Raw genomic sequence first — 17932 nt, forward strand, 5'->3', positions numbered from 1 at the left:
CCGGGCTCGTGGGCACTGACGCCGTCGAACTCAGCGCCGACAGCGCCTGGTTTCTCGCTGACGTTCTCGGTGCCGGATCCTTCCCGTGGGTGCTCGCGATCACGCCGCCGTACACCGATCTGTCGCAGCGCGCGGAGTTCGCGAGGCACCACACCGACACGCTGCGCCGGATGGGGGTGCTCCGCCCCGACAGCACGGTCGAGCCGTCGGTGGAACGCTGGATCCGGTTGGTGTGTCACCCTTTTGAGTGGCTGGAGCTCCGGTGCGTCGCTCGTCGCGCGGCGATGCTGCGCGGCATCATCGTCCGCGACGCCTCGGGTACCGTCGTCGCGCTGCGCAGCGGCAGCCTGGTCACCTTCAGCGCAGTCGACGTCGACCACCCGCAGGCGTTGGTGCCGGCGCTGACGGCCGGACTGACCGGTGCGCCGCCCGCCCGCTTCGACCCGTTCTCGCTGCCGGCGCGCGCCGGCGCCGCGGCCGACCAGAAGATCCGCAACGGCGCCCCGGTCCACGCCCTGCTGGACCACCTCGGCATCCCGCCATCCGCACGGCCGGTGGTGGTGGCTGCGTTCGAGAACGCCGGCACGTCGGTGGAGGTGATCGCGGGGCAGCACCGCGACGGCCACCGCGTCAGCACCGACGTCGGCGTGAGCATTGTGGACACCGCACGGGGGCGGGTCCTGGTCAGCCCCTCGAAAGCCTTCGACGGCGAATGGATCTCGACGTTCGCGCCCGGTACCGCCCCGGCGATCGCGGCCGCGGTCGAGCGCCTGACCGCCGAACTTCCCGACGGGCCGTGGTTTCCCGACCACCCCGTCACTCGAGACTTCGACGAAAGGCAGAAGCAACCATGTCCTCCGCTGTAGCCGACGACGGCATCGCCACATCTCGCAACGCGGTGATGCCGATCGTGCGTGTCGCCGTGCTCACCACCGACGACGGCGGGGGCGCGCGGATGACCGACATCGCGCTGCCCGCCGAACTGCCTCTGCGTGAACTGCTCCCGGCGGTGCAGCGTCTGGTCGCTCCGGTCGACGACGCCGCGGGTGCCGCCGCGCCGGTGAGCCTGGCGCCGATCGGCGGCGTCCCGTTCAGTCTCGACGCGACGTTGACCACCGTGGGTGTGGTCGACGGGGATCTGCTGGCACTGCAACCCGTCCCGGTCGGGCCGCCGGCACCGCGGATCGTCGAGGACATCGCCGACGCGGCGGTGATCTTCTCGGCCTCCCGCGAACGGCACTGGGGCACTGCGCACATCCGGCGTGGCGCCACCGCCGCGGTGACGGGCCTGATGCTGATCGCGACCGCGTTCGCGGCGGCGCACCGCGTGGCCACCGGGGAGGCGGTCGGGCTGTTCGTCGTGGCCGCCGTGGCGGCAGCCGGTGTCGTGGCGGCGTTGATGGCGAGACCGCGGGCACCGCGGCTGGGTACGGCGCTGGCCGTCGCCGCCCTGCCACCGGTCGGCGCCGCGTTCGCCCTGGCGGTGCCGGGGGACTTCGGTCCTTCGGCCGTCGTGCTCGGCGCGGCCGGTGTGGCCGCCTGGTCGATCATCAGCATCACGCTGGGGGAGCGGGCCCTGGCGCTGTTCACCGCCACCGCCGCGACGGCGCTGGGCGCGCTTCCCGCCGCAGCCGCCGCCGCACTGTGGACGCTGCCGCCGACCGAGCTCGGGTGCGCCCTGATCCTGGCCGCGCTGCTCCTCACGGTGCAGGCCGCGCAGCTGTCCGCGTTCTGCGCCCGCCTCCCGGTACCCACGCTTCCCGCGCCCGGCGACCCGGCGCCGTCCGCACTGCCACTGCGGGTGCTCGAGGACCTGCCGCGCCGCGTCCGCGCGACCGATGCGCACCAGACCGGATTCCTGGCTGCAGGCGTGCTGCTCGCCGTCTCCGGGTCGGTTGCGCTGCTGTGGCCGGCGTTCCACGGCGGTGACCCCTCTGCGTGGGCGTGGTACCTGGTGGTCGCGGTGGCGGCGGCCGCAGCGCTGCGGGCACGCGTGTGGGACTCCGCCGTGTGCAAGGCCTGGCTGCTCGGGCACGCGTTCCTGATCACGACCGTGGTGCTCGTGTCGTTCGCCGTCACCGGTCACGAGGTGGCGGCCTGGTGGACGCTCGCCGTGCTGACCGGACTCGTGGCGGCGTGGGTGGTGGCCGCACTGAATCCGCGGATCACCCGGGCCGACACGTACTCGCTGCCCGCGCGGCGGCTGCTGGGGTTCGTCGCTGCGGGCCTGGACGCCTCCCTGATCCCGGTGATGGCGTACCTCGTGGGCCTGTTCACCTGGGTCGTGAACGGCTTCTAGATCATGGTGCGCAGGGGATTTCGACGGTCCGGCGCCGCGCTGGCGGTGGTGCTGGCGCTCGCGGCGGCCGCGCCACCGGCCGGGGCGGTGCCGCCGCCGCAGGTCGATCCGGGCGCCACCCCGCCCAGCGGCACCCCGGGGCCGGTCGGCGGGATGCAACAGCGCAGCGCCTGCGCCGGCAGCGGGGTGATCCCCGGAACCGATCCAGCCGCGACGGCGCGGAACCCGTTCTTGCTCAACCTGTCCGACGCGTGGCAACACGGCAGGGGAGAGGGTCAACTCGTCGCCGTGATCGACACCGGCGTGACACCGGGTCCGCGGCTGCCGGAGGTCGATCCGGGCGGGGACTTCGTCGCCGCGGGCGACGGTCTCACCGACTGCGACGGGCACGGCACGCTGGTGGCCGGCCTGATCGCGGGACAGCCCGGGCCCGACGGCTTCTCCGGGGTCGCACCCGCGGCCCGGATCCTGTCGATCCGGCAGAACTCGCCGAGGTACTCCCCGCGGGCCACGGGAGCCGACCCTGCCCTGGCCCGGGCGACCATCGAGGTGCAGGCCCTCGCCCGTGCGGTGGTGCGCGCCGCCGATCTGGGCGCACGCGTCATCACGATTCCCACGGCCATCTGCCTGCCCGCCGACCGGGACATCGACCAGGCCGAGTTGGGTGCCGCGCTGCGGTACGCGGCGGTCGACAGGGACGCGGTGATCGTCGCCGCCGCCGGGGACACCGAAGCCGCTGCGTGCCAGGCCAATCCGCTCAGCGATCCGGCCCGACCGTCCGACCCGCGCAACTGGGACAGTGTGTCGAGCCTGTCGGTGCCGGCCTGGTGGCAGCCCTACGTGCTGACGGTCGGCTCCGTCACGGCCGACGGCCGCCCGTCCCCCTTCACTGCGGCCGGCCCGTGGATCGGGATCGCCGCACCCGGCGAGGACATCACCTCGGTGAGCAACGACCCGGCGCTCGGGTTGGCCAACGGCCTCCCCACCGGCGACGAACTGACCCCCGCTCGCGGCACGGGATACGCCGCCGCGTACGTGGCCGGCGTTGCGGCGCTGCTGCGCAGCAGGTTTCCTGCACTCGGCGCCGACGAGGTGACGAGCAGGCTGACCGGTACCGCACGAGCCGCGGCACGGTCGCCGTCGAACCTCGTCGGTGCCGGAGTGGTCGACCCGGTGGCGGCACTGACATGGGACGTGCCGGTCGACGCACCGGTCACCGCCGGCGCCGCCGTCAGACAACTGGCCGCGCCCGCCCCGCCCCCACCGCGGGATCCGCTACCCTCCATCGTCGCGTTCAGCGGTGTGGGCGTGTTGATTCTCCTGGTGCTCCTTGCGATCGGTATCCGTGCGATACGAAAGGACGCGACATCATGATCGTCCGGCTCACCCTGGCGCTGATCGCCGTGCTCCCGGCAGCGATGGCCTACCCGTGGCGGTCGACCGTCGACTGGTGGCTGTTCGGCACCGCCGTGGCTGTCGTCGCCGTGGTGTTCGCCCGGTGGCGCGGACTGTTCCTGACCACGCTGCTCGGCCGGCGGATCGCGCTGTGGCGCAGGCGCGGTCATGACGCGTCCGGTCGCCCGTCCCCGGAGTCCGCCACGGTCGCGCTGCGGGTGCGATCCGGCGAGGTGACCGCTTTGCCCGTGCGCATCGTCGCCGCATACCTGGACCGTTACGGTGTCCGCCTCGACACGGTGCGCGTGGTCAGCCGCGACCTCGGAGGGGTCCGTACCAGCTGGATCGGTCTCACCCTCGCCGCAGCGGGCAACATCGCTGCGCTGCAGGCGCGTTCGTCATCGATCCCGGTGCACGACACGGTGGCGGTGGCGGCCCGTCGCCTCGCGGACCATCTGCGCGAACTCGGTTGGCACGTCGTCGTCGACGAGGCCCCCGTCGGGCCCGTGTCGGCGCAGGCGGTGGAGACGTGGCGGGGGATGCGTGACGACCAGGGCGTTCTGGCCGCCTACCGCATCGCCGCCGACGACGACCTGGCCGACACGCTGGCCGCACTGTGGGCCTCAGGATCCACGGAGGTCTGGACGGTGCTCCAACTGACCGGCGGCAGAACGCATCCCGAGGTCACCGTGGCCTGCGCCGTACGCACGCCCGAGAAGCCGGACGCTGGGTCCGTGCTGCCCGGCCTTGCGCTCGAGCGCGGTGTGCATCTTCCTGCGCTCACCGCCATGCGCCCCGCGTCCGGGCGCCGGCTGTCGGCCGCGCCGGTCCAGGTGCCGCCCGCGGTGCTCGCGGATCTGCACTGGCCCATCGGTCCGCAGCTCAGTCGAACATCAACGGACCGAGAAAGCGCGTCATCCGGCGCAGATAGTCGGGCTGGCTGACGTGCAGCACGTGGTTGCCGGGGAACCAGTGGAAGGCGCAGCGGTCCCAGTGCTTCCACAGGATCTCGGCCTGCTCGGGCGGTGCCAGCCGGTCGCCGAGACCGGCGATGATGAGCCGCCGCTCCTTGGCGGGCAGCGGCCGGTAGTTCAGAGGTGACGAGTACATCTGCGCCGCCTCGGTGAGCGACGAATCGGTGCCGGCGAGCCGGTTCCGCAGCGCCACGACCTTGTTCGCCGGGAACCACTCGTCCACGGTGCGATCGGGCATCACGACGGGCACGTTCGGGATCACCGCCTGGATGCGGTCGTCGACGCTGGCCAGCAGCGCCGCGGTGTACCCGCCCAGCGACATTCCGGTCAGGGCGATGCGGTCCACCCCGGTGTGCTCGAGATAGTCGAGCACGGAGCGGAAGTCGTGCACGGCCTGCGCCATCGCCTCGCAGAAGCCCGCGAACCCGTGCGCGAAGAAGCCGTGCCCGCTGAACGGGGAGTACTGCTCGGCGCGGCGGCCGTGGAACGGCAGCGTGTAGAGCACCACGTCGTAGCCCGAGCGGTAGAACCACGGCAGCGAGAAGAACAGACCGTTGAACAGATATGCAGAGCCCATGAACCCGTGGATCAGGCACAGGGTGGGCCGCGGGCCGTCCTCGTGGCGCCAGTGCTGGGCATGCACGACGTTGTTGCGGACGAACCCGGCGCACTGCTCGCGCAGCGCGGGGTTCACGGCGGTGAAGCTGCTGTGGAACCGGATGTTGCGCACATTGCCGTGCGCCACCCACTCGGCCACCGGATTGGCCGGGCGGGACGCCACTCGCGGCGGCGACGTGGGAGCCGGGAACGCCAGCTCGGGGTCCTTGGCTGCGGCCAGTTCGGCGTAGAACGCCAGGTGCTCGCGCTCGGCGGCCGACTGTGAGCGTCGCAGCGCGCCGGCCACCGACGGTGCCATCGTGACGCTGAGCAGCGACGCGATCGAGGTGCGCAGCGCCACGTCGGCGAGCGCCGACGAGTCGACGATCAGCCGTTGCCGCAGGGTCAGGTCGACCCTGCGCGGCAGTCCGCGCCGGGTCGCGTCCGCGCCGGGGATGTCGGGAACCGGCAGCGGCAGTTCGTCGGGTTCCTGCGGGGACGCGACGGTGGAGTCCACGCGAGCATGCTAACCGCGCCGACACCGGCACTGCCACACTGTCACGATGTGGAACCCCGCCGTCTACCTCGCCTACGCCGACCATCGGGGTCGGCCGTTCTACGACCTGCTGGCACGGGTGGGGGCGGACGCACCCCGGCGCATCGCCGACCTGGGCTGCGGGCCGGGCAATCTGACCGCCGATCTGACGACGCGCTGGGCGGACGCGGTGGTCGAGGCCTGGGATTCCTCGCCGGAGATGGTGGAGGCGGCCCGCGGTCGCGGGGTGGACGCCCGCGTGGGGGATGTCCGGGACTGGGCTCCCACGCCTGACACCGACGTCGTCATCAGCAACGCGACGCTGCACTGGGTGCCCGAGCACCCCGAGCTACTCGTCCGGTGGGCCGGACAACTGGGCTCCGGAGCGTGGATCGCCGTCCAGGTGCCGGGCAACTTCGAGGCCCCGTCCCACACCGCGGTGCGGGACCTCGCCCACCGCGCACACTGGGCAGAACTGTTGCACGACTTGCCTTTCGACACGCCCGAGGTGGTGCGCACACCGGTCGGCTATGCGGACCTGCTCAGCGATGCGGGGTGTGCGGTGGACGTCTGGGAGACCACGTATGTGCACGAGTTGACCGGCGACCATCCGGTGCTCGAGTGGATCCACGGCACCTCGCTGCGTCCCGTACGGGCCCGCCTCTCCGAGGAACAGTGGCACCGGTTCCGCGACGAACTGATCCCGATGCTGGCCGCCGCCTATCCGCGGCGGGCCGACGGCACGACCTTCTTCCCGTTCCGCCGGATCTTCGTCGTCGCGCAGGTGCGCTGATTCAGCGGCGCTGATCGAGCAGCTCGATCACCTGGGCGACCAGGGCGTCGATGTCGGCTGCCGTGGTGTCGAGCACGAGGTCTGCGTCCTCGGGCGGCTCGTACGGAGCATCCACCCCCGTGAGGCCCTTCAGTTCCCCGGCGCGGGCCCGCGCGTAGAGACCCTTCGGGTCGCGCTTCTCGCACTCCTCCCGCGGGGTCGCCACGTACACCTCGATGAAGGGCAGCTTCGCGGCGTCGTTGAGCGCGCGGGCGATCTCGCGGTCCGATTTCAGCGGTGACACCAGCGAGGCCAGTGCGACGACGCCCGCGTCGGCGAACAGCCGGGTGAGATGACCGACTCGGCGGATGTTCTCGGCGCGATCGCCGGCCGAGAAGCCGAGATCGTCGGACAGGCCGTGGCGGATGTTGTCGCCGTCGAGCAGGTAGGCCACCTGACCGGAATCCACCAGCGCGCGCTCCACCGCGACCGCGATCGTGGACTTGCCCGACGCGGGCAAACCGGTGAACCAGATCGTGGCACCCCGCTGTCCGGTCGCCGATCGCCGGTATTCCCGCTCCAATGACGAGGGGTGCCAACGGATGTCGTTGCGGGTCTGCTCACCGGGTTTGACCTCGCGGGGCTCGGAGACGGTACCCGCGCCCACCGTGTCGTTGGTGGTCTCGTCGATCAGGATGAACGCACCGCTGTCGCGGTTCTCGGCGTAGGGATCGGCCACCACCACCGAACTGGTCCGCAGCGTCACCGAGCCGATGTCGTTGAGCACCAACTCGACCGGATTGTCCAGGTCGTCGAGGGTCTCGGGGTCCAGCCGCGAATGCAGGGCCTGCACGGTGGCGCGCACCGTGCGGGTGCCCTGCTTGAGCGCGAGCCGGTCACCCGCGCGCAGCGGGCTGTCGCGGAACCAGCAGACGGTCGCGTCGAGCTCGCGGGCCAGCACCGGCAGCGCTGCGTCGTCGTCCCCGCTGACGAACACGTCGCCGCGTCCGACGTCGATGTCGTCGGCCAGCTCGATCGAGACCGACAGCGGCGCAACGGCGGTGGTGCGGTCGTCGTCCAGGGTGTCGACGACGGTGACCGTCGACCGGGTGCCGGCGGGCAGGCTGAGCACCGCATCACCCACCTGCCGGGTGCCGCCCGAGAGCCGCCCGGTGTAGCGGCGGCGCTGCTCGGGGGTCGGTCGCGACACCCACTGCACCGGCAGCCGCAGGCTGCGCGGCTCGGCGTGCGGCGCCGAGAGCTCCACCGACTCCAGATAGTCGAGCAGCGTCGGACCCTCGTACCAGCCGGTGCGCTCCGAGCGGTGCACCACGTTGTCGCCGTGCTTGGCGGCGATCGGGATGACGGTGAGGTCGGCGCCGCCGAGCCGCGCTGCCACCTTCTGGAGCTCCGCCTCGACCTCGGTGAAGCGTCCGCGGTCGAAGTCGACCAGATCGATCTTGTTCACGGCAGCAACGAAGTGCTTGATGCCCAACAGGTTCGCGATCCTGGCGTGCCGGTTGGTCTGTCGCAGCACCCCGGCCCTGGCGTCGACGAGCAGCACCGCGACGTGCGCATTGGACGCGCCGGTGAACATGTTGCGGGTGTAGCGCTCGTGGCCCGGGGTGTCGGCGAGGATGTAGCTGCGGGTGTCGGTCGAGAAGAAGCGGTAGGCGACGTCGATCGTGATGCCCTGCTCACGCTCGGCGCGCAACCCGTCCGACAGTGCCGCCAGGTCGGCGATGCCCTCGGCGTCGGTGACGGCCTCGAGATGGTCGAGCGGCAGGCTGTCGGTGTCGTGCAGCAGCCGCCCGATCAGTGTGCTCTTGCCGTCGTCCACCGACCCGGCGGTGGTGATCCGCAGCAACTGACGCGTCGTCATGCCGTCTTCCCCGTCGCTCTGCTGCGCTTCGCTCGCCCCGGCTTCTCCCCGTCGCTCCGCTGCGCTCCGCTCGCCCCGCTCATCAGAAATACCCCTCGCGCTTGCGGTCCTCCATCGCCGCTGCCGACGTCCGGTCGTCGGCACGTGTCTCCCCGCGTTCGGACACCGTGGCCGCGGAGATCTCGGCGATCACGCCGTCGATCGTGGTGGCCCGCGATCGGACGGCGCCGGTGATGGTCAGGTCGCCGACGGTGCGGTAGCGCACCCATTCGACCGCTGCCGTCTCCCCGTCGGTGGGTCCGGCGTACTCCGACACGGCCAGCAGGATGCCGTCGCGCTCGAACACCTCGCGCTCGTGGGCGAAGTAGATCGACGGCAACTCGAGGTTCTCCAGCTCGATGTAGCGCCAGATGTCCAACTCGGTCCAGTTGCTCAGCGGAAAGACGCGCACCTGTTCGCCCTTGCGGATCCGGCCGTTGTACAGCGACCACGGCTCGGGTCGCTGCGCGCGGGGATCCCACTGGCCGAACTCGTCACGGAAGCTCAGAATGCGTTCCTTGGCACGGGCCCGTTCCTCGTCGCGGCGCGCCCCGCCGAAGGCGGCGTCGAAACCGCCCGCCTCGAGCGCATCGAGCAGGGTGCGGGTCTGCTGACGGTTGCGGGAGGCACCCGGACCGGGGTCGGGAACACGCCCGGCGTCGATCGATTCCTGCACCGACGCGACGATCAGCTTGTGTCCCTGGCCGGTCACGCGCCGATCGCGGAACTCGATGACCTCCGGGAAGTTGTGGCCGGTGTCGACGTGCATCACCGGGAACGGCAGGGCGCTGGGCCGAAAGGCCTTCTCCGCCAACCGCAGCAGCACGATCGAGTCCTTGCCCGCGGAGAACAGCAGCACCGGGCGTTCCAGCTCGGCGACCACCTCGCGGATGATGTGCACCGCCTCGGCCTCCAGCAGTCGCAGTTCGTCGACGTGGACGGTGTCGTAGGTATCCGAGATCCCAGCGCTCATGTGGGCAGGCCTTCCTTCTCCGCGTCGGCGCGGTACCGATCCACCCATTCGTCGGAGCGTTGATCGGCCTGCCGTTCCAGCACCGGGGGCGGCGCGAGCCGTGGATCCTGGCCGACGGCTTCCAGCACCGAGGCCACCACCTGGGTGAGGTTGCGCCACAGCACCGGGTAGGGCACGTCCATCGGCTCGACGTTCTCCTCGGCGAACCAGGCGCGCCAGCCCGCCTCCTGTGCACGCAGCATCGTGACCACGTGGGCGATGGCGCCGGCGTGGTATTCGGCGCGCGCGTCGCGCACCGGGTCGGGCCGGCCGCGCCAGACCCGCGTCTGCACCGCGCGCCAGAACGAAACCGCTTGGGAGACAACGTCAGGACGGTAGACGTGGATGAGGACGGGATCGGTGCCGACGACGTCGCGGATCGCGGCGAGCAGCCCGGTGCCCGACCGGTCGGGCAATCCTTCGGCGCGCTGGAGCAGCAACGGCGTCTGGTTCCACATCAGCTTGCCGCCCCAGATGCCGTTCGGCGTGCGGCCGACGGTGCGGATGTAGTCCCGCCAGATCTCCGGTGGAGCGAGATCCGGTTTGCCCTCGTCCAGGGGATCGAGCAGCCGCAGAATCGACTCGTCCTGCACGCCCTCGAACCACTGCCGCGGCTGCGGGGACTGACTGGTGGTCGGCAGGTACTGGAAGAACTCGCCCGGTTCACCGGCCACGCCGGTGGCGCGCAGCGACTCGACGAGCAGGGTGCTGCCGCTGCGCTGGGACGCGAGCACCAGATATGCCGTCGGGGCTGACATGCGCGTGAGCTTAGCCTGAGATTTCAGCGCTGCGCACCCTCGGGTTTTGCAATCACGCTGAGGGAAACTCTTGCCCCGATCGCGGCTGGTCGACGATTCCGCGTTCTGCGGCATTGGCTCTGCGACTTGGGATTTCGAGATCACGCACCAGCAGATAGGTCTCGGTGTAGCGGGCGGCGATCCGGGTACCGGCGAAGTCCGACGGGATGACGTCGCCCGTCTTCTGCCGCCAGTCGTTGAGCATCAGCGCCAGGTCGCTGCCGATGGCCTCCGCTTTGTCGATGGCCTCCGCTTTGTCGGCGGGCTGCGAGGCGAGCAGGTTGTGGGACTCCGTCGGATCGGCGGCGAGGTCGTAGAGCTCGCGTTCCGGCCGCGGCGTCTGCACCAGCGGTTCGACCGCACGGCCCGCTGCACTGTCGGCGATGTCCCACGGCAGGTCCAGCATCGGCCGGGCCGCGTAGTTCTCGATGTAGCTGTACTCCTTGGTTCGGATCGCGCGGATCGGATCGAACGAGTCGTGGTAGGTCTTCGTGGTGTACACCGCCGTGCGGACCGGGTCGGTGTGCGTGGCGTTCTCGATCAGATGCCTTGCGTGGGAGAGCCCTTCGATCTCGGCGGGCCCCTCGACGCCGAGCAGATCGAGCAGCGTGGGCAGCAGGTCGACCCCGCTGAACAGTTCGTCGTAGACCCTCGGCGCCACCGCGGCGTCGCGGGGCGGCCGGATGATCATCGCGATGCCGGTGCCCGCGCCGTAGAGCGTGGATTTCGCGCGGGGCAGCGCCGGGCCGTGGTCGGTGACGAACACCACCCAGGTGGTGCGGTCGAGGCCCGTCTCGGCCAGCGTGTCGAGCAGTTGGCCTACGGCGGCGTCGGCGACCGCGATCGATCCGTAGAAGTCCGCGAGGTCCTGACGCACCGGATCGGTGTCGGGCAGGAACTCCGGCAGGTTCACCGTGGCGGGATCGGCCGGGTCATAGCGGTCGTGCGGGTAAGGCCGGTGGGTTTCGAAGAAGCCCGCGGTGAGCAGGAACGGCGCCTCCGGCGGATCGGCGAGCCAACTCCTGGCCCGCTCGACGACATACTCGCAGTACGAGTTCGACACGTCGAACTCGTCGAAGCCGAGCCTCGTCGGGAAGGAAGTCTCGTGCTGCATCCCGAAAAGGGCAGTATGCCAACCATTTTCGGAGAGGATGTGAGGCAGGGTGCGCACGCCGGCACGGTACTCCCAGCCGTGGTGGGCCAGTCCGATCAGCCCGTTGCTCTGCGGATAGCGACCGGTGAACAGCGAGCCCCGCGACGGCGAGCACAGCGGTGCGGTCGCGTGGGCGTCGGTGAACAGGATGCCCTCGGCGGCCAGCGCGTCGAGCCGGGGACTGGACACGTCGGGGTGGCCGTAGACGCCGAGATAGCGACCGAGGTCGTGCCAGTGCACGAGCAGAACGTTGTCCCGCTTCGCTTCACCCACAGGTCGTCCTTTCGGTGTCGGTCAGTTCCGGTCGCCCGGGGCAACGTTATCGGGGTTATCGGCAAATCGCCGAGAAGCATGTGCCCACCCGGTAGCGTCGACGGCGCAGCGAGGGGAGCGATGATGAAGCGCTACGTCGTCGGCGCATCGGCCGGCCTGTTGATCGCGGCGGGGCTGATCACCTCCGCGCCGGCCGGAGCCGGCTGCGTGTACGGAGGCGCCTTCATCAGCAAGTGCGACGGACCCGTGCAGCCCGACGGCTCGTGGGAACGGTGTGTGGGCATCGCGAGTGTCGTCCCCAGCGGTTTCGGCACGCATCTGGTCCCGGTGAAGCAGTGCGGGGTGATGGGGCCCGGCCGCGTCGGCGGAGATGCCGCGTTCTCCGACCCGCCCGTGCACCTCGCCGACTGAGGACGCTGCGCGCTACGGGTGATACGGCACGCCGACGGCGCGGAACACGAACTCGGGCGGGACGTCGAAGGCCAGCGAGGTGCGCGGCAGCCGGGCCAGGACATCTGCCGGGATGGGCTCCTTGTAGTGCAGCGACAGCTCGCCCGAACAGCGCGGGTCCACGGCGTCGACGTCGACGTCGAGGGTCAGCCCGGTCTCGTCGAGCGTGCCGGTCACCGCACCGGACTGCGGCGCGTCCCAGCGCAGATCGACGGTGCGCCCGGCCAGCTTGGGCACCGTCGACAGTGTGGCCAGCACGCGCTGACGGGTCAGCACCAGCGAGCCCACGTAGCTGGCGATGCTGCCGGAAGACCGCAGTCCGGGCACCGCACCGCGAAAGCGGCGCGTGACGGGGACGTACTCGGCGATCAACAGGATTCCCTCGGCCTCGACCTCGGCGCGCAGTTGGGAGGGCAGCTTGCCGATCCGCAGGAGCTTCCGAAGAAACACGGCCATGCAGGCACGGTAACCCAGCGGCCGGGGCGGCCGGTCGACCAGCCGTGGTAGACGTGGTCGGATGGATGCACGCAGGGGCCTGCTCGCCGGATCCGCCGTCGTGGCGGTCGGCGTCTTCGCTGCGATGCTGGTCGGCTACCTCGCCGGCTGGGCACCGCTGGCGCGTGTCGACGACGCAGCGCTGGCGCCGCTGCTGCGGATCGGCGAGGCACATCCGGGGTGGGTCCGGGCGTGGGACGTCTACTGCACGGTGCTCGGCCCGACGGTCTTCCGGCTGGTCACCGTCGTCGTCATCGTGATCGCGTTCGCCCGGCGCAATGTGCGCACCGCGATGTTCCTCATCGTCAGTGTCGAGCTGAGCGGGCTGGTCACCGAGATCGCGAAGAACCTGGTCGACCGCCCGCGCCCGGCGGGTGCGCTGGTACACGCCGCGTCGTCGTCGTTCCCGTCCGGTCATGCGCTGGGCATCATGGTCGCCGTCTGCGCGTTGCTGACGGTCGCGCTTCCCCTGGTCGACCCCGGTAGGCGCGGCTGGCTGATCGCCCTCGGTGTGACGGTGATCGTGACGATCGGCGCCGGCCGCGTCGTCCTCAACGTGCACCACCCCTCGGACGTGATCGCCGGGTGGGCGCTGGGCTATGCCTATGTCGTGGCGTGTTTCCTGCTGGTGCGCCCGGTGCGGCCCATCACGGTTCCGGACGAAACACCGGCAGTGCCCGGTAGCGCACGCTGAAGCTGGCCTCGGTCACCTCGGTGCCGACCTCCCCGTCGAGGGCCAGCACCGTCGGCCCGTCCACCGATCGGAACGAGAACTCGGGGACCCGCAGTTCCCGGTAGAGCGGGCTGCGCGTCAGACGGCCGAACATCAGGGCCGCGATGATCCGCAGCTTGGCCAGCGGCCGGCCGGTGTCCAGGATCCGGATGTCGATCAGGCCGTCGTCCATCCGGGTGCGGCGTGACGGCGCGAAACCCGAGGGCAGGTAGATCGAGTTGCCGAGGAAGAACAGCGACGTCTGCAGCGTCTGGTTGTCGTAGGAGATGCGGACCGGCTGGTCCCGGCGCAGCGTGTGGAACATCGCGTAGATGCCGGCCAGCGGCTTGCCGATCCGGTGCTCGAGCTTCTCCCGGGTCTGCACGAACTGCGGGTAGGCGCCGATGCTCGCCGTGTTGACGACCATCTGCTTCTCGTTGAGGCACACCACGTCGACGCACGACACGGTGCCCTGCTGGATCGCGGCCACGGTCTTGGCGGTGGTGTCGCAGCCGATGTCCTTGGCGAAGTGGTTGAACGTCCCCGCCGGGAGCACCGCCAGCGGCACGTCCTCCTCGAGCGCGATGCTCGCCGCCACCGCGACGGTGCCGTCGCCCCCGCCGACGGCCAGCACCTCGGCGCGCCGGGCGGCCGACCGGAACACCTCGGCCACGTCGTCGTCCTCGCCCAACTCGACGATCTCGGCGTCGGGAAGCGCCTCGCGAACCTCGTCCAGGACACGTGCGCCGGTGCCACTGCCCGAGGCAGGGTTCACCACCACGGTCACTCCCGCCCCGCGCGGCCGCTCGGGGGCGTCTTGGCGCAGCGGGGCAGCGCCCGGGAGACGTTCCTCGACGATCGGCGGCACCACTCGCGCGCCCAGCACCGCGATGCCCGCGCCCAGCCCGAAGCCGGCCAGCACGTCGCCCGGGTAGTGCGCCCCGACCGCCACCCGGGACATTCCGACCAGGCCGGCCAGCAGCGCCAGCCCCAGCCCGGTCGGCGCATTCTCCAGACCCACGCCGACCGCGAACGCCGCCGCGCTGGCCGAATGCCCGGACGGCAGCGAGTTCGACGTCGGCGCGCGGCGCGTCTGGCGAGCCAGCGGCACCAGGATCCGGTTGGGCCGCTCCCGCCGCCACACCCGCTTGGCGCCCTGGTTGGTGACCAGGCTGGTCACGCCCAGGGTCAGCACCCCCCGCATCGCGCCACGCTTGACGGAGGGGTTGCCGAACGCCGCGAGGCCCGCCGCGATCGCGAACCACAGCTTGGAATGGTCGGCGGCTCTGGTCAGCCGCGGCATCACGGCGTCGATCAGCGGGCTCGGCGACTCCGCGACGGCCTCGAAGACCTCCCGGTCCAGCGTGCCCAGCCCCTGGCCGATCTGGCGGATTCCGCGGCGGCGTGGTCGGAAGGGCAGTAGGTCCATCACGCCAACGTAGCCGAGGGGACCTGAGGGCAAACCTCAGCGACCGCGACCGGATCGTGTCCCCGCCGTGATTCGGGCGATGTTGTTCGGCAGCGACGATGAGGGCTATGCGCCGACTGCTCGCCGTGCTGTGCGCGTCGGCGATCTCCCTGGTCCTGACGCCCGCCGCGAACGCCGCCTACAACCCCTGGTTCTCCGGTTCCGTCGGTGGGGCCACCCAGGTGCTCTCGGTCACGGGCACCGGGGGATCCGACGCCACACTAGACGTGTGGCAGCGCACCCCGGCCGGCTGGCAGCCCGTCACCGGCGGAGTCGGCATCCCGGCCAAGATCGGCGCGAAAGGTATGTCGGCCAACCACTTCGACGGGTCGATGATGACACCCGAAGGCGTCTACACCCTCGACTTCTCGTTCGGCACCCAGCCCGACCCTGGTGGCGGCCTGCGCTACATCCGGGTGGGTCCCAACCACTGGTGGGACGGCGACATGAAGAGCCCGACCTACAACACCATGCAGGTGTGCGACCGGGAGAACTGCCGCTTCAACACCTCGCCCAGCTCGGGTACCGAGAATCTCGACATCCCCCAGTACGCGCACGCCGTGGTGATGGGCGTCAACAAGGAACGGATCCCCGGCAAGGGCGGCGCGTTCTTCGTGCACAGCACCGACGGCGGGCCGACCGCGGGCTGCGTCGCGATCGAGGACGCGACGCTGGTGAAGATCATGCGATGGCTGCGGCCCGGCGCGATGATCGCCGTCACCTCCGCTAGAGGTTGAGCGCGCGCCCCGGCTTCACCTTGAAGTTCAACGCCTCCAACGACATCGACGCATCGTAGGTGCGGTCGTAGCCGGTCTCGCTGATCTTCCAGCCGTGCTCGGTCCGGCGGTAGCGGTCGTGATAGAAGCCGGCACCGATCAGCATGAAGTTGAAATCGGGGGCGATCACCCGGTCCTGCAGGTACCACGTGGCGGTGGCTTCGTCGCCGTCCACGGTGATCTCGGGGTGGGTGACGCGGTGCTCGGTCAGGATCTCCGGGCCCAGCGAGTTGCGCATGAACCCGACCAGTTCGTCACGGGTGCTGAAGTGGTGCTCCTCGCCGACCGATTCCCCGTAGCGGCCCACCACGTCCTCGGTGAGGGTGTCGGCGAAGTCGTCCCAGTGCTTGGTGTCGAGCGCCCGCAGGTACCGGTATTTGACCGCTTTGATGTCGTCGATGTCACCCATGGCCGTCATTGCAGCACATTTCGGTTGCGCAGAGTGTCTGATGCGCTCGACCGGCGCCTCGGTTTAAGGTGTGCGCAGTCATGAGCGATGCGCTGGGGTTGTCGATCGGCACCACCAACCTCGCCGCTGCAGGGGTCGGACGTCCACCGGTGCTCAGGCGGTCGGTACTGACCGTCTTCGGTCATACCGCCCCGGAGGTCGGGTTTCCGGCCGGGCATGCGGGCGGTGTGGTGCTGTCCGGATTCGTCGATCGTGTCGGGGATCCGGTGCCGCTGGTCGCCGCCGACGGCTCGCGGTATCCGGCGGAGCAGCTCGTCGTCGAGGCGCTCGAAGCGATGGCCGGGCTCACCGGTGCGGTGTCCCCGGACGACGTGGCGATCGCCGTCCCGTCGCACTGGGGTCCGGCCGCCCTGGGCGCCCTGCGCGAGGCGCTGACCGCCGGCGGTCCGCTCACCCCGGCCGGCTCCGCGCCCCGACTCCTCCCGGACGCGGTGGCGGCGCTGACGGCGATCAACGCCGACCCGGGACTGGAACGCGGTGGTGTGGTGGCCGTCCTCGACGTCGGCGGCAGCGGCACGAGCGTCAGCCTCGCCGACGCCGCCGCGGCGTTCGATCTGATCGGGCCCACCGAGCGGTTCGCCGAGTTCGCCGGCGACCAGATCGACCAGACCCTGCTCACCCACGTGCTCGAGCGGTTCCCCGGCAGCCCCGCCGACACCGGAGCGACCGCCGCGGTCGGTTCACTCGCGCGTCTGCGTGAGGAGTGTCGGACCGCCAAGGAGAGGCTCTCGCTGCAGCCCGAGGCGCGCGTCGGCGTCGACGTGCCCGGATATCGCGGCGACATCGTGGTGACCCGCGACGAGCTGGAGGACCTGATCGTCCGTCCGCTCGACGGACTGGTGGGTGTGTTCGAAACGACGTTGGCGCGCAACGACATCGATGTGAGCAGGGTGTCCACCATCGTTCTCGTCGGCGGGGGAGCCGCGATACCGGCCGTCGCGCAGCGCTTTTCCGCACTCCCGAGCCGCGTGCTGGTGACGCCGCGCCCTGCGCTCGACGCCGCCGTCGGCGCGGCGCTGTTCGCTGCCTACGGCCGCTCCGCGGACACGGCCACGTGGGTCGCCCCCGCCGTGGCGCCGCCGCCCGACGCCTCGACGACCTCCTCGACCTACGCCCTGGCCTGGTCGCAGGACGATCCGTCCGGTGACGACGTCGTCCCGTGGTCCGGTGAGGACACCGACACCTACGCCGACACCGACGGGGAGCCCGTCAACCCCTACCGGCTCAGCACCCCGCCGGAGACCGTCGCCGACGACGACGTCAAGCCCTGGCAGCGGCTGCCGCTGTCGGTGCTCGGGCTGGTCGCGGCCATCGCGCTGATCGCCGTCGGCGGTGTCGCCATCGCCCTGACCAGCGTCGACACCCCGGATCCGGAGCAGCCGCGGCCCGGTAACGCGCCCCTGAGCCGGGAACTGACCCCGTCCAGCGTCGAAGGCCAGACGGTGACGGTGTCCCAGCAGGAGAACGTGCCGCCGCCGCCCGTCACCACCAGTGCTGCTCCGCCGCCGAGCCCCGTGGTCACCACGACGGTGCCGACGACCACCACCACGTCGCCCACGACGACGACCACCACCACCACCACGACGACCACGACGACGACCACGANCCCGCTCTCCGTTCTCGACCTGTCGCCACAGCACCGGCGCGGCCCGGTCTACGACACCTTCCGAGGAGCGCCATGTCCGACACCGTCACCCGCTACCACGACGACGACCACGACGACGACCACCACCGCGCCGACGACGACGACCACCACGGCACCGACGACGACGCCACCCACGACGACCGCACCGACCACCGCCGTCACGACAGCACCCACGACGCCGCCGACGGC

Annotated in this window: 18 protein-coding genes; 9 read left to right on the forward strand and 9 right to left on the reverse strand. The window is 70.9% G+C overall.

What is annotated here, in order from left to right; all coding sequences use genetic code 11:
• The first annotated feature begins 8 nt into the window (after positions 1-8).
• Genes MCHUDSM44219_RS23885 through eccE form a run of 4 tightly spaced genes read left to right on the forward strand, consistent with a single transcriptional unit; the run spans position 9 to position 4638 of the window.
• Complete coding sequence (locus tag MCHUDSM44219_RS23885; RefSeq protein WP_048420755.1) at positions 9-866, forward strand: ESX secretion-associated protein EspG; 858 nt, start codon at positions 9-11, stop codon at positions 864-866.
• Positions 851-2299 (forward strand): type VII secretion integral membrane protein EccD, encoded by a 1449-nt coding sequence (gene eccD, locus MCHUDSM44219_RS23890; protein ID WP_048420756.1) that lies wholly within the window; start codon positions 851-853, stop codon positions 2297-2299. Before MCHUDSM44219_RS23885 ends, eccD begins: the two co-directional genes overlap by 16 nt.
• Positions 2300-2302: 3 nt before the next feature.
• Positions 2303-3673: a type VII secretion-associated serine protease mycosin gene (mycP, locus tag MCHUDSM44219_RS23895; RefSeq protein ID WP_048420757.1), complete on the forward strand. Its 1371-nt coding sequence runs from the start codon at positions 2303-2305 to the stop codon at positions 3671-3673.
• Positions 3670-4638: a type VII secretion protein EccE gene (gene eccE, locus MCHUDSM44219_RS23900; RefSeq protein WP_048420758.1), complete on the forward strand. Its 969-nt coding sequence runs from the start codon at positions 3670-3672 to the stop codon at positions 4636-4638. The genes mycP and eccE overlap by 4 nt, the downstream gene beginning before the upstream one ends.
• Here eccE and MCHUDSM44219_RS23905 read toward each other — a convergent pair.
• Positions 4577-5782 carry an alpha/beta hydrolase family protein gene (locus MCHUDSM44219_RS23905; RefSeq protein ID WP_048420759.1) on the reverse strand — a complete coding sequence of 402 codons (1206 nt, stop codon included), beginning with the start codon at positions 5780-5782 and terminating at the stop codon, positions 4577-4579. The two genes, eccE and MCHUDSM44219_RS23905, sit on opposite strands and share 62 nt — an antisense overlap.
• Positions 5783-5828: 46 nt before the next feature.
• On the opposite strand from MCHUDSM44219_RS23905, the gene MCHUDSM44219_RS23910 reads away from it, so the two are divergent.
• Positions 5829-6593 carry a trans-aconitate 2-methyltransferase gene (locus tag MCHUDSM44219_RS23910; RefSeq protein WP_048420760.1) on the forward strand — a complete coding sequence of 255 codons (765 nt, stop codon included), beginning with the start codon at positions 5829-5831 and terminating at the stop codon, positions 6591-6593.
• Position 6594: 1 nt separating this feature from the next.
• Here MCHUDSM44219_RS23910 and cysC read toward each other — a convergent pair whose 3' ends face one another.
• The 4 genes from cysC to MCHUDSM44219_RS23930 all read right to left on the reverse strand — a co-directional run bounded on the left by cysC (position 6595) and on the right by MCHUDSM44219_RS23930 (position 11728).
• Entirely contained in the window at positions 6595-8454 is a 1860-nt protein-coding gene (cysC, locus tag MCHUDSM44219_RS23915) for a sulfate adenylyltransferase subunit CysN (RefSeq protein ID WP_048420761.1), read from the reverse strand.
• An 82-nt stretch (positions 8455-8536) separates the two neighbouring features.
• Positions 8537-9466: a sulfate adenylyltransferase subunit CysD gene (gene cysD, locus MCHUDSM44219_RS23920; RefSeq protein ID WP_048420762.1), complete on the reverse strand. Its 930-nt coding sequence runs from the start codon at positions 9464-9466 to the stop codon at positions 8537-8539.
• Positions 9463-10263, reverse strand: a complete 801-nt coding sequence (gene stf0 / locus MCHUDSM44219_RS23925; RefSeq protein ID WP_048420763.1) for a trehalose 2-sulfotransferase — start codon at positions 10261-10263, stop codon at positions 9463-9465. Before stf0 ends, cysD begins: the two co-directional genes overlap by 4 nt.
• Positions 10264-10315: 52 nt before the next feature.
• Positions 10316-11728, reverse strand: coding sequence for a sulfatase family protein (locus tag MCHUDSM44219_RS23930; protein WP_048420764.1), 1413 nt, complete (start codon positions 11726-11728; stop codon positions 10316-10318).
• Between the two features lie 123 nt (positions 11729-11851).
• Here MCHUDSM44219_RS23930 and MCHUDSM44219_RS23935 point away from each other — a divergent pair, with 123 nt between their 5' ends.
• Entirely contained in the window at positions 11852-12139 is a 288-nt protein-coding gene (locus MCHUDSM44219_RS23935; RefSeq protein ID WP_048420793.1) for a CDGP domain-containing protein, read from the forward strand.
• A gap of 12 nt (positions 12140-12151) precedes the next feature.
• Here the strand turns inward: MCHUDSM44219_RS23935 and MCHUDSM44219_RS23940 are convergent, their stop codons facing one another.
• A complete protein-coding gene (locus tag MCHUDSM44219_RS23940; RefSeq protein WP_048420765.1) occupies positions 12152-12634 on the reverse strand; it encodes a hypothetical protein in 483 nt (160 codons plus the stop codon).
• Positions 12635-12695: 61 nt separating this feature from the next.
• Between MCHUDSM44219_RS23940 and MCHUDSM44219_RS23945 the strand changes: the two genes are divergently transcribed.
• Positions 12696-13367, forward strand: coding sequence for a phosphatase PAP2 family protein (locus MCHUDSM44219_RS23945; RefSeq protein ID WP_048420766.1), 672 nt, complete (start codon positions 12696-12698; stop codon positions 13365-13367).
• On the opposite strand, the gene MCHUDSM44219_RS23950 is transcribed toward MCHUDSM44219_RS23945, so the two are convergent.
• Positions 13321-14814 (reverse strand): bifunctional phosphatase PAP2/diacylglycerol kinase family protein, encoded by a 1494-nt coding sequence (locus MCHUDSM44219_RS23950; protein WP_048420767.1) that lies wholly within the window; start codon positions 14812-14814, stop codon positions 13321-13323. The two genes, MCHUDSM44219_RS23945 and MCHUDSM44219_RS23950, sit on opposite strands and share 47 nt — an antisense overlap.
• Positions 14815-14921: 107 nt before the next feature.
• Between MCHUDSM44219_RS23950 and MCHUDSM44219_RS23955 the strand changes: the two genes are divergently transcribed.
• Positions 14922-15590: a L,D-transpeptidase family protein gene (locus MCHUDSM44219_RS23955; protein WP_048420768.1), complete on the forward strand. Its 669-nt coding sequence runs from the start codon at positions 14922-14924 to the stop codon at positions 15588-15590.
• On the opposite strand, the gene MCHUDSM44219_RS23960 is transcribed toward MCHUDSM44219_RS23955, so the two are convergent.
• Positions 15580-16038, reverse strand: coding sequence for a nuclear transport factor 2 family protein (locus MCHUDSM44219_RS23960; RefSeq protein WP_048420769.1), 459 nt, complete (start codon positions 16036-16038; stop codon positions 15580-15582). The genes MCHUDSM44219_RS23955 and MCHUDSM44219_RS23960 overlap by 11 nt on opposite strands.
• 80 nt (positions 16039-16118) lie before the next feature.
• Here MCHUDSM44219_RS23960 and MCHUDSM44219_RS23965 point away from each other — a divergent pair.
• Positions 16119-17703 (forward strand): Hsp70 family protein (locus tag MCHUDSM44219_RS23965; RefSeq protein WP_236695574.1); only part of this gene is annotated, 1585 nt, incomplete at its 3' end.
• Positions 17704-17752: 49 nt separating this feature from the next.
• On the opposite strand, the gene MCHUDSM44219_RS31780 is transcribed toward MCHUDSM44219_RS23965, so the two are convergent.
• Positions 17753-17905 carry a hypothetical protein gene (locus MCHUDSM44219_RS31780; RefSeq protein ID WP_413783639.1) on the reverse strand — a complete coding sequence of 51 codons (153 nt, stop codon included), beginning with the start codon at positions 17903-17905 and terminating at the stop codon, positions 17753-17755.
• Between the last annotated feature and the right edge of the window lie 27 nt (positions 17906-17932).

This window comes from Mycolicibacterium chubuense (genome assembly GCF_001044255.1).
GTDB classification, from domain to species: Bacteria; Actinomycetota; Actinomycetes; order Mycobacteriales; family Mycobacteriaceae; genus Mycobacterium; species Mycobacterium chubuense.

Coding starts and splice junctions, on each gene's coding strand:
- MCHUDSM44219_RS23955 (WP_048420768.1), top strand. CDS start 14,922: ATGCGCCGACTGCTCGCCGTGCTGTGCGCGTCGGCGATCTCCCTGGTC.
- mycP (WP_048420757.1), top strand. CDS start 2,303: ATGGTGCGCAGGGGATTTCGACGGTCCGGCGCCGCGCTGGCGGTGGTG.
- eccE (WP_048420758.1), top strand. CDS start 3,670: ATGATCGTCCGGCTCACCCTGGCGCTGATCGCCGTGCTCCCGGCAGCG.
- cysD (WP_048420762.1), bottom strand. CDS start 9,466: ATGAGCGCTGGGATCTCGGATACCTACGACACCGTCCACGTCGACGAA.
- MCHUDSM44219_RS23935 (WP_048420793.1), top strand. CDS start 11,852: ATGAAGCGCTACGTCGTCGGCGCATCGGCCGGCCTGTTGATCGCGGCG.
- MCHUDSM44219_RS23950 (WP_048420767.1), bottom strand. CDS start 14,814: ATGGACCTACTGCCCTTCCGACCACGCCGCCGCGGAATCCGCCAGATC.
- eccD (WP_048420756.1), top strand. CDS start 851: ATGTCCTCCGCTGTAGCCGACGACGGCATCGCCACATCTCGCAACGCG.
- stf0 (WP_048420763.1), bottom strand. CDS start 10,263: ATGTCAGCCCCGACGGCATATCTGGTGCTCGCGTCCCAGCGCAGCGGC.
- MCHUDSM44219_RS23945 (WP_048420766.1), top strand. CDS start 12,696: ATGGATGCACGCAGGGGCCTGCTCGCCGGATCCGCCGTCGTGGCGGTC.
- MCHUDSM44219_RS23910 (WP_048420760.1), top strand. CDS start 5,829: ATGTGGAACCCCGCCGTCTACCTCGCCTACGCCGACCATCGGGGTCGG.
- MCHUDSM44219_RS23960 (WP_048420769.1), bottom strand. CDS start 16,038: ATGGGTGACATCGACGACATCAAAGCGGTCAAATACCGGTACCTGCGG.
- cysC (WP_048420761.1), bottom strand. CDS start 8,454: ATGACGACGCGTCAGTTGCTGCGGATCACCACCGCCGGGTCGGTGGAC.
- MCHUDSM44219_RS23940 (WP_048420765.1), bottom strand. CDS start 12,634: ATGGCCGTGTTTCTTCGGAAGCTCCTGCGGATCGGCAAGCTGCCCTCC.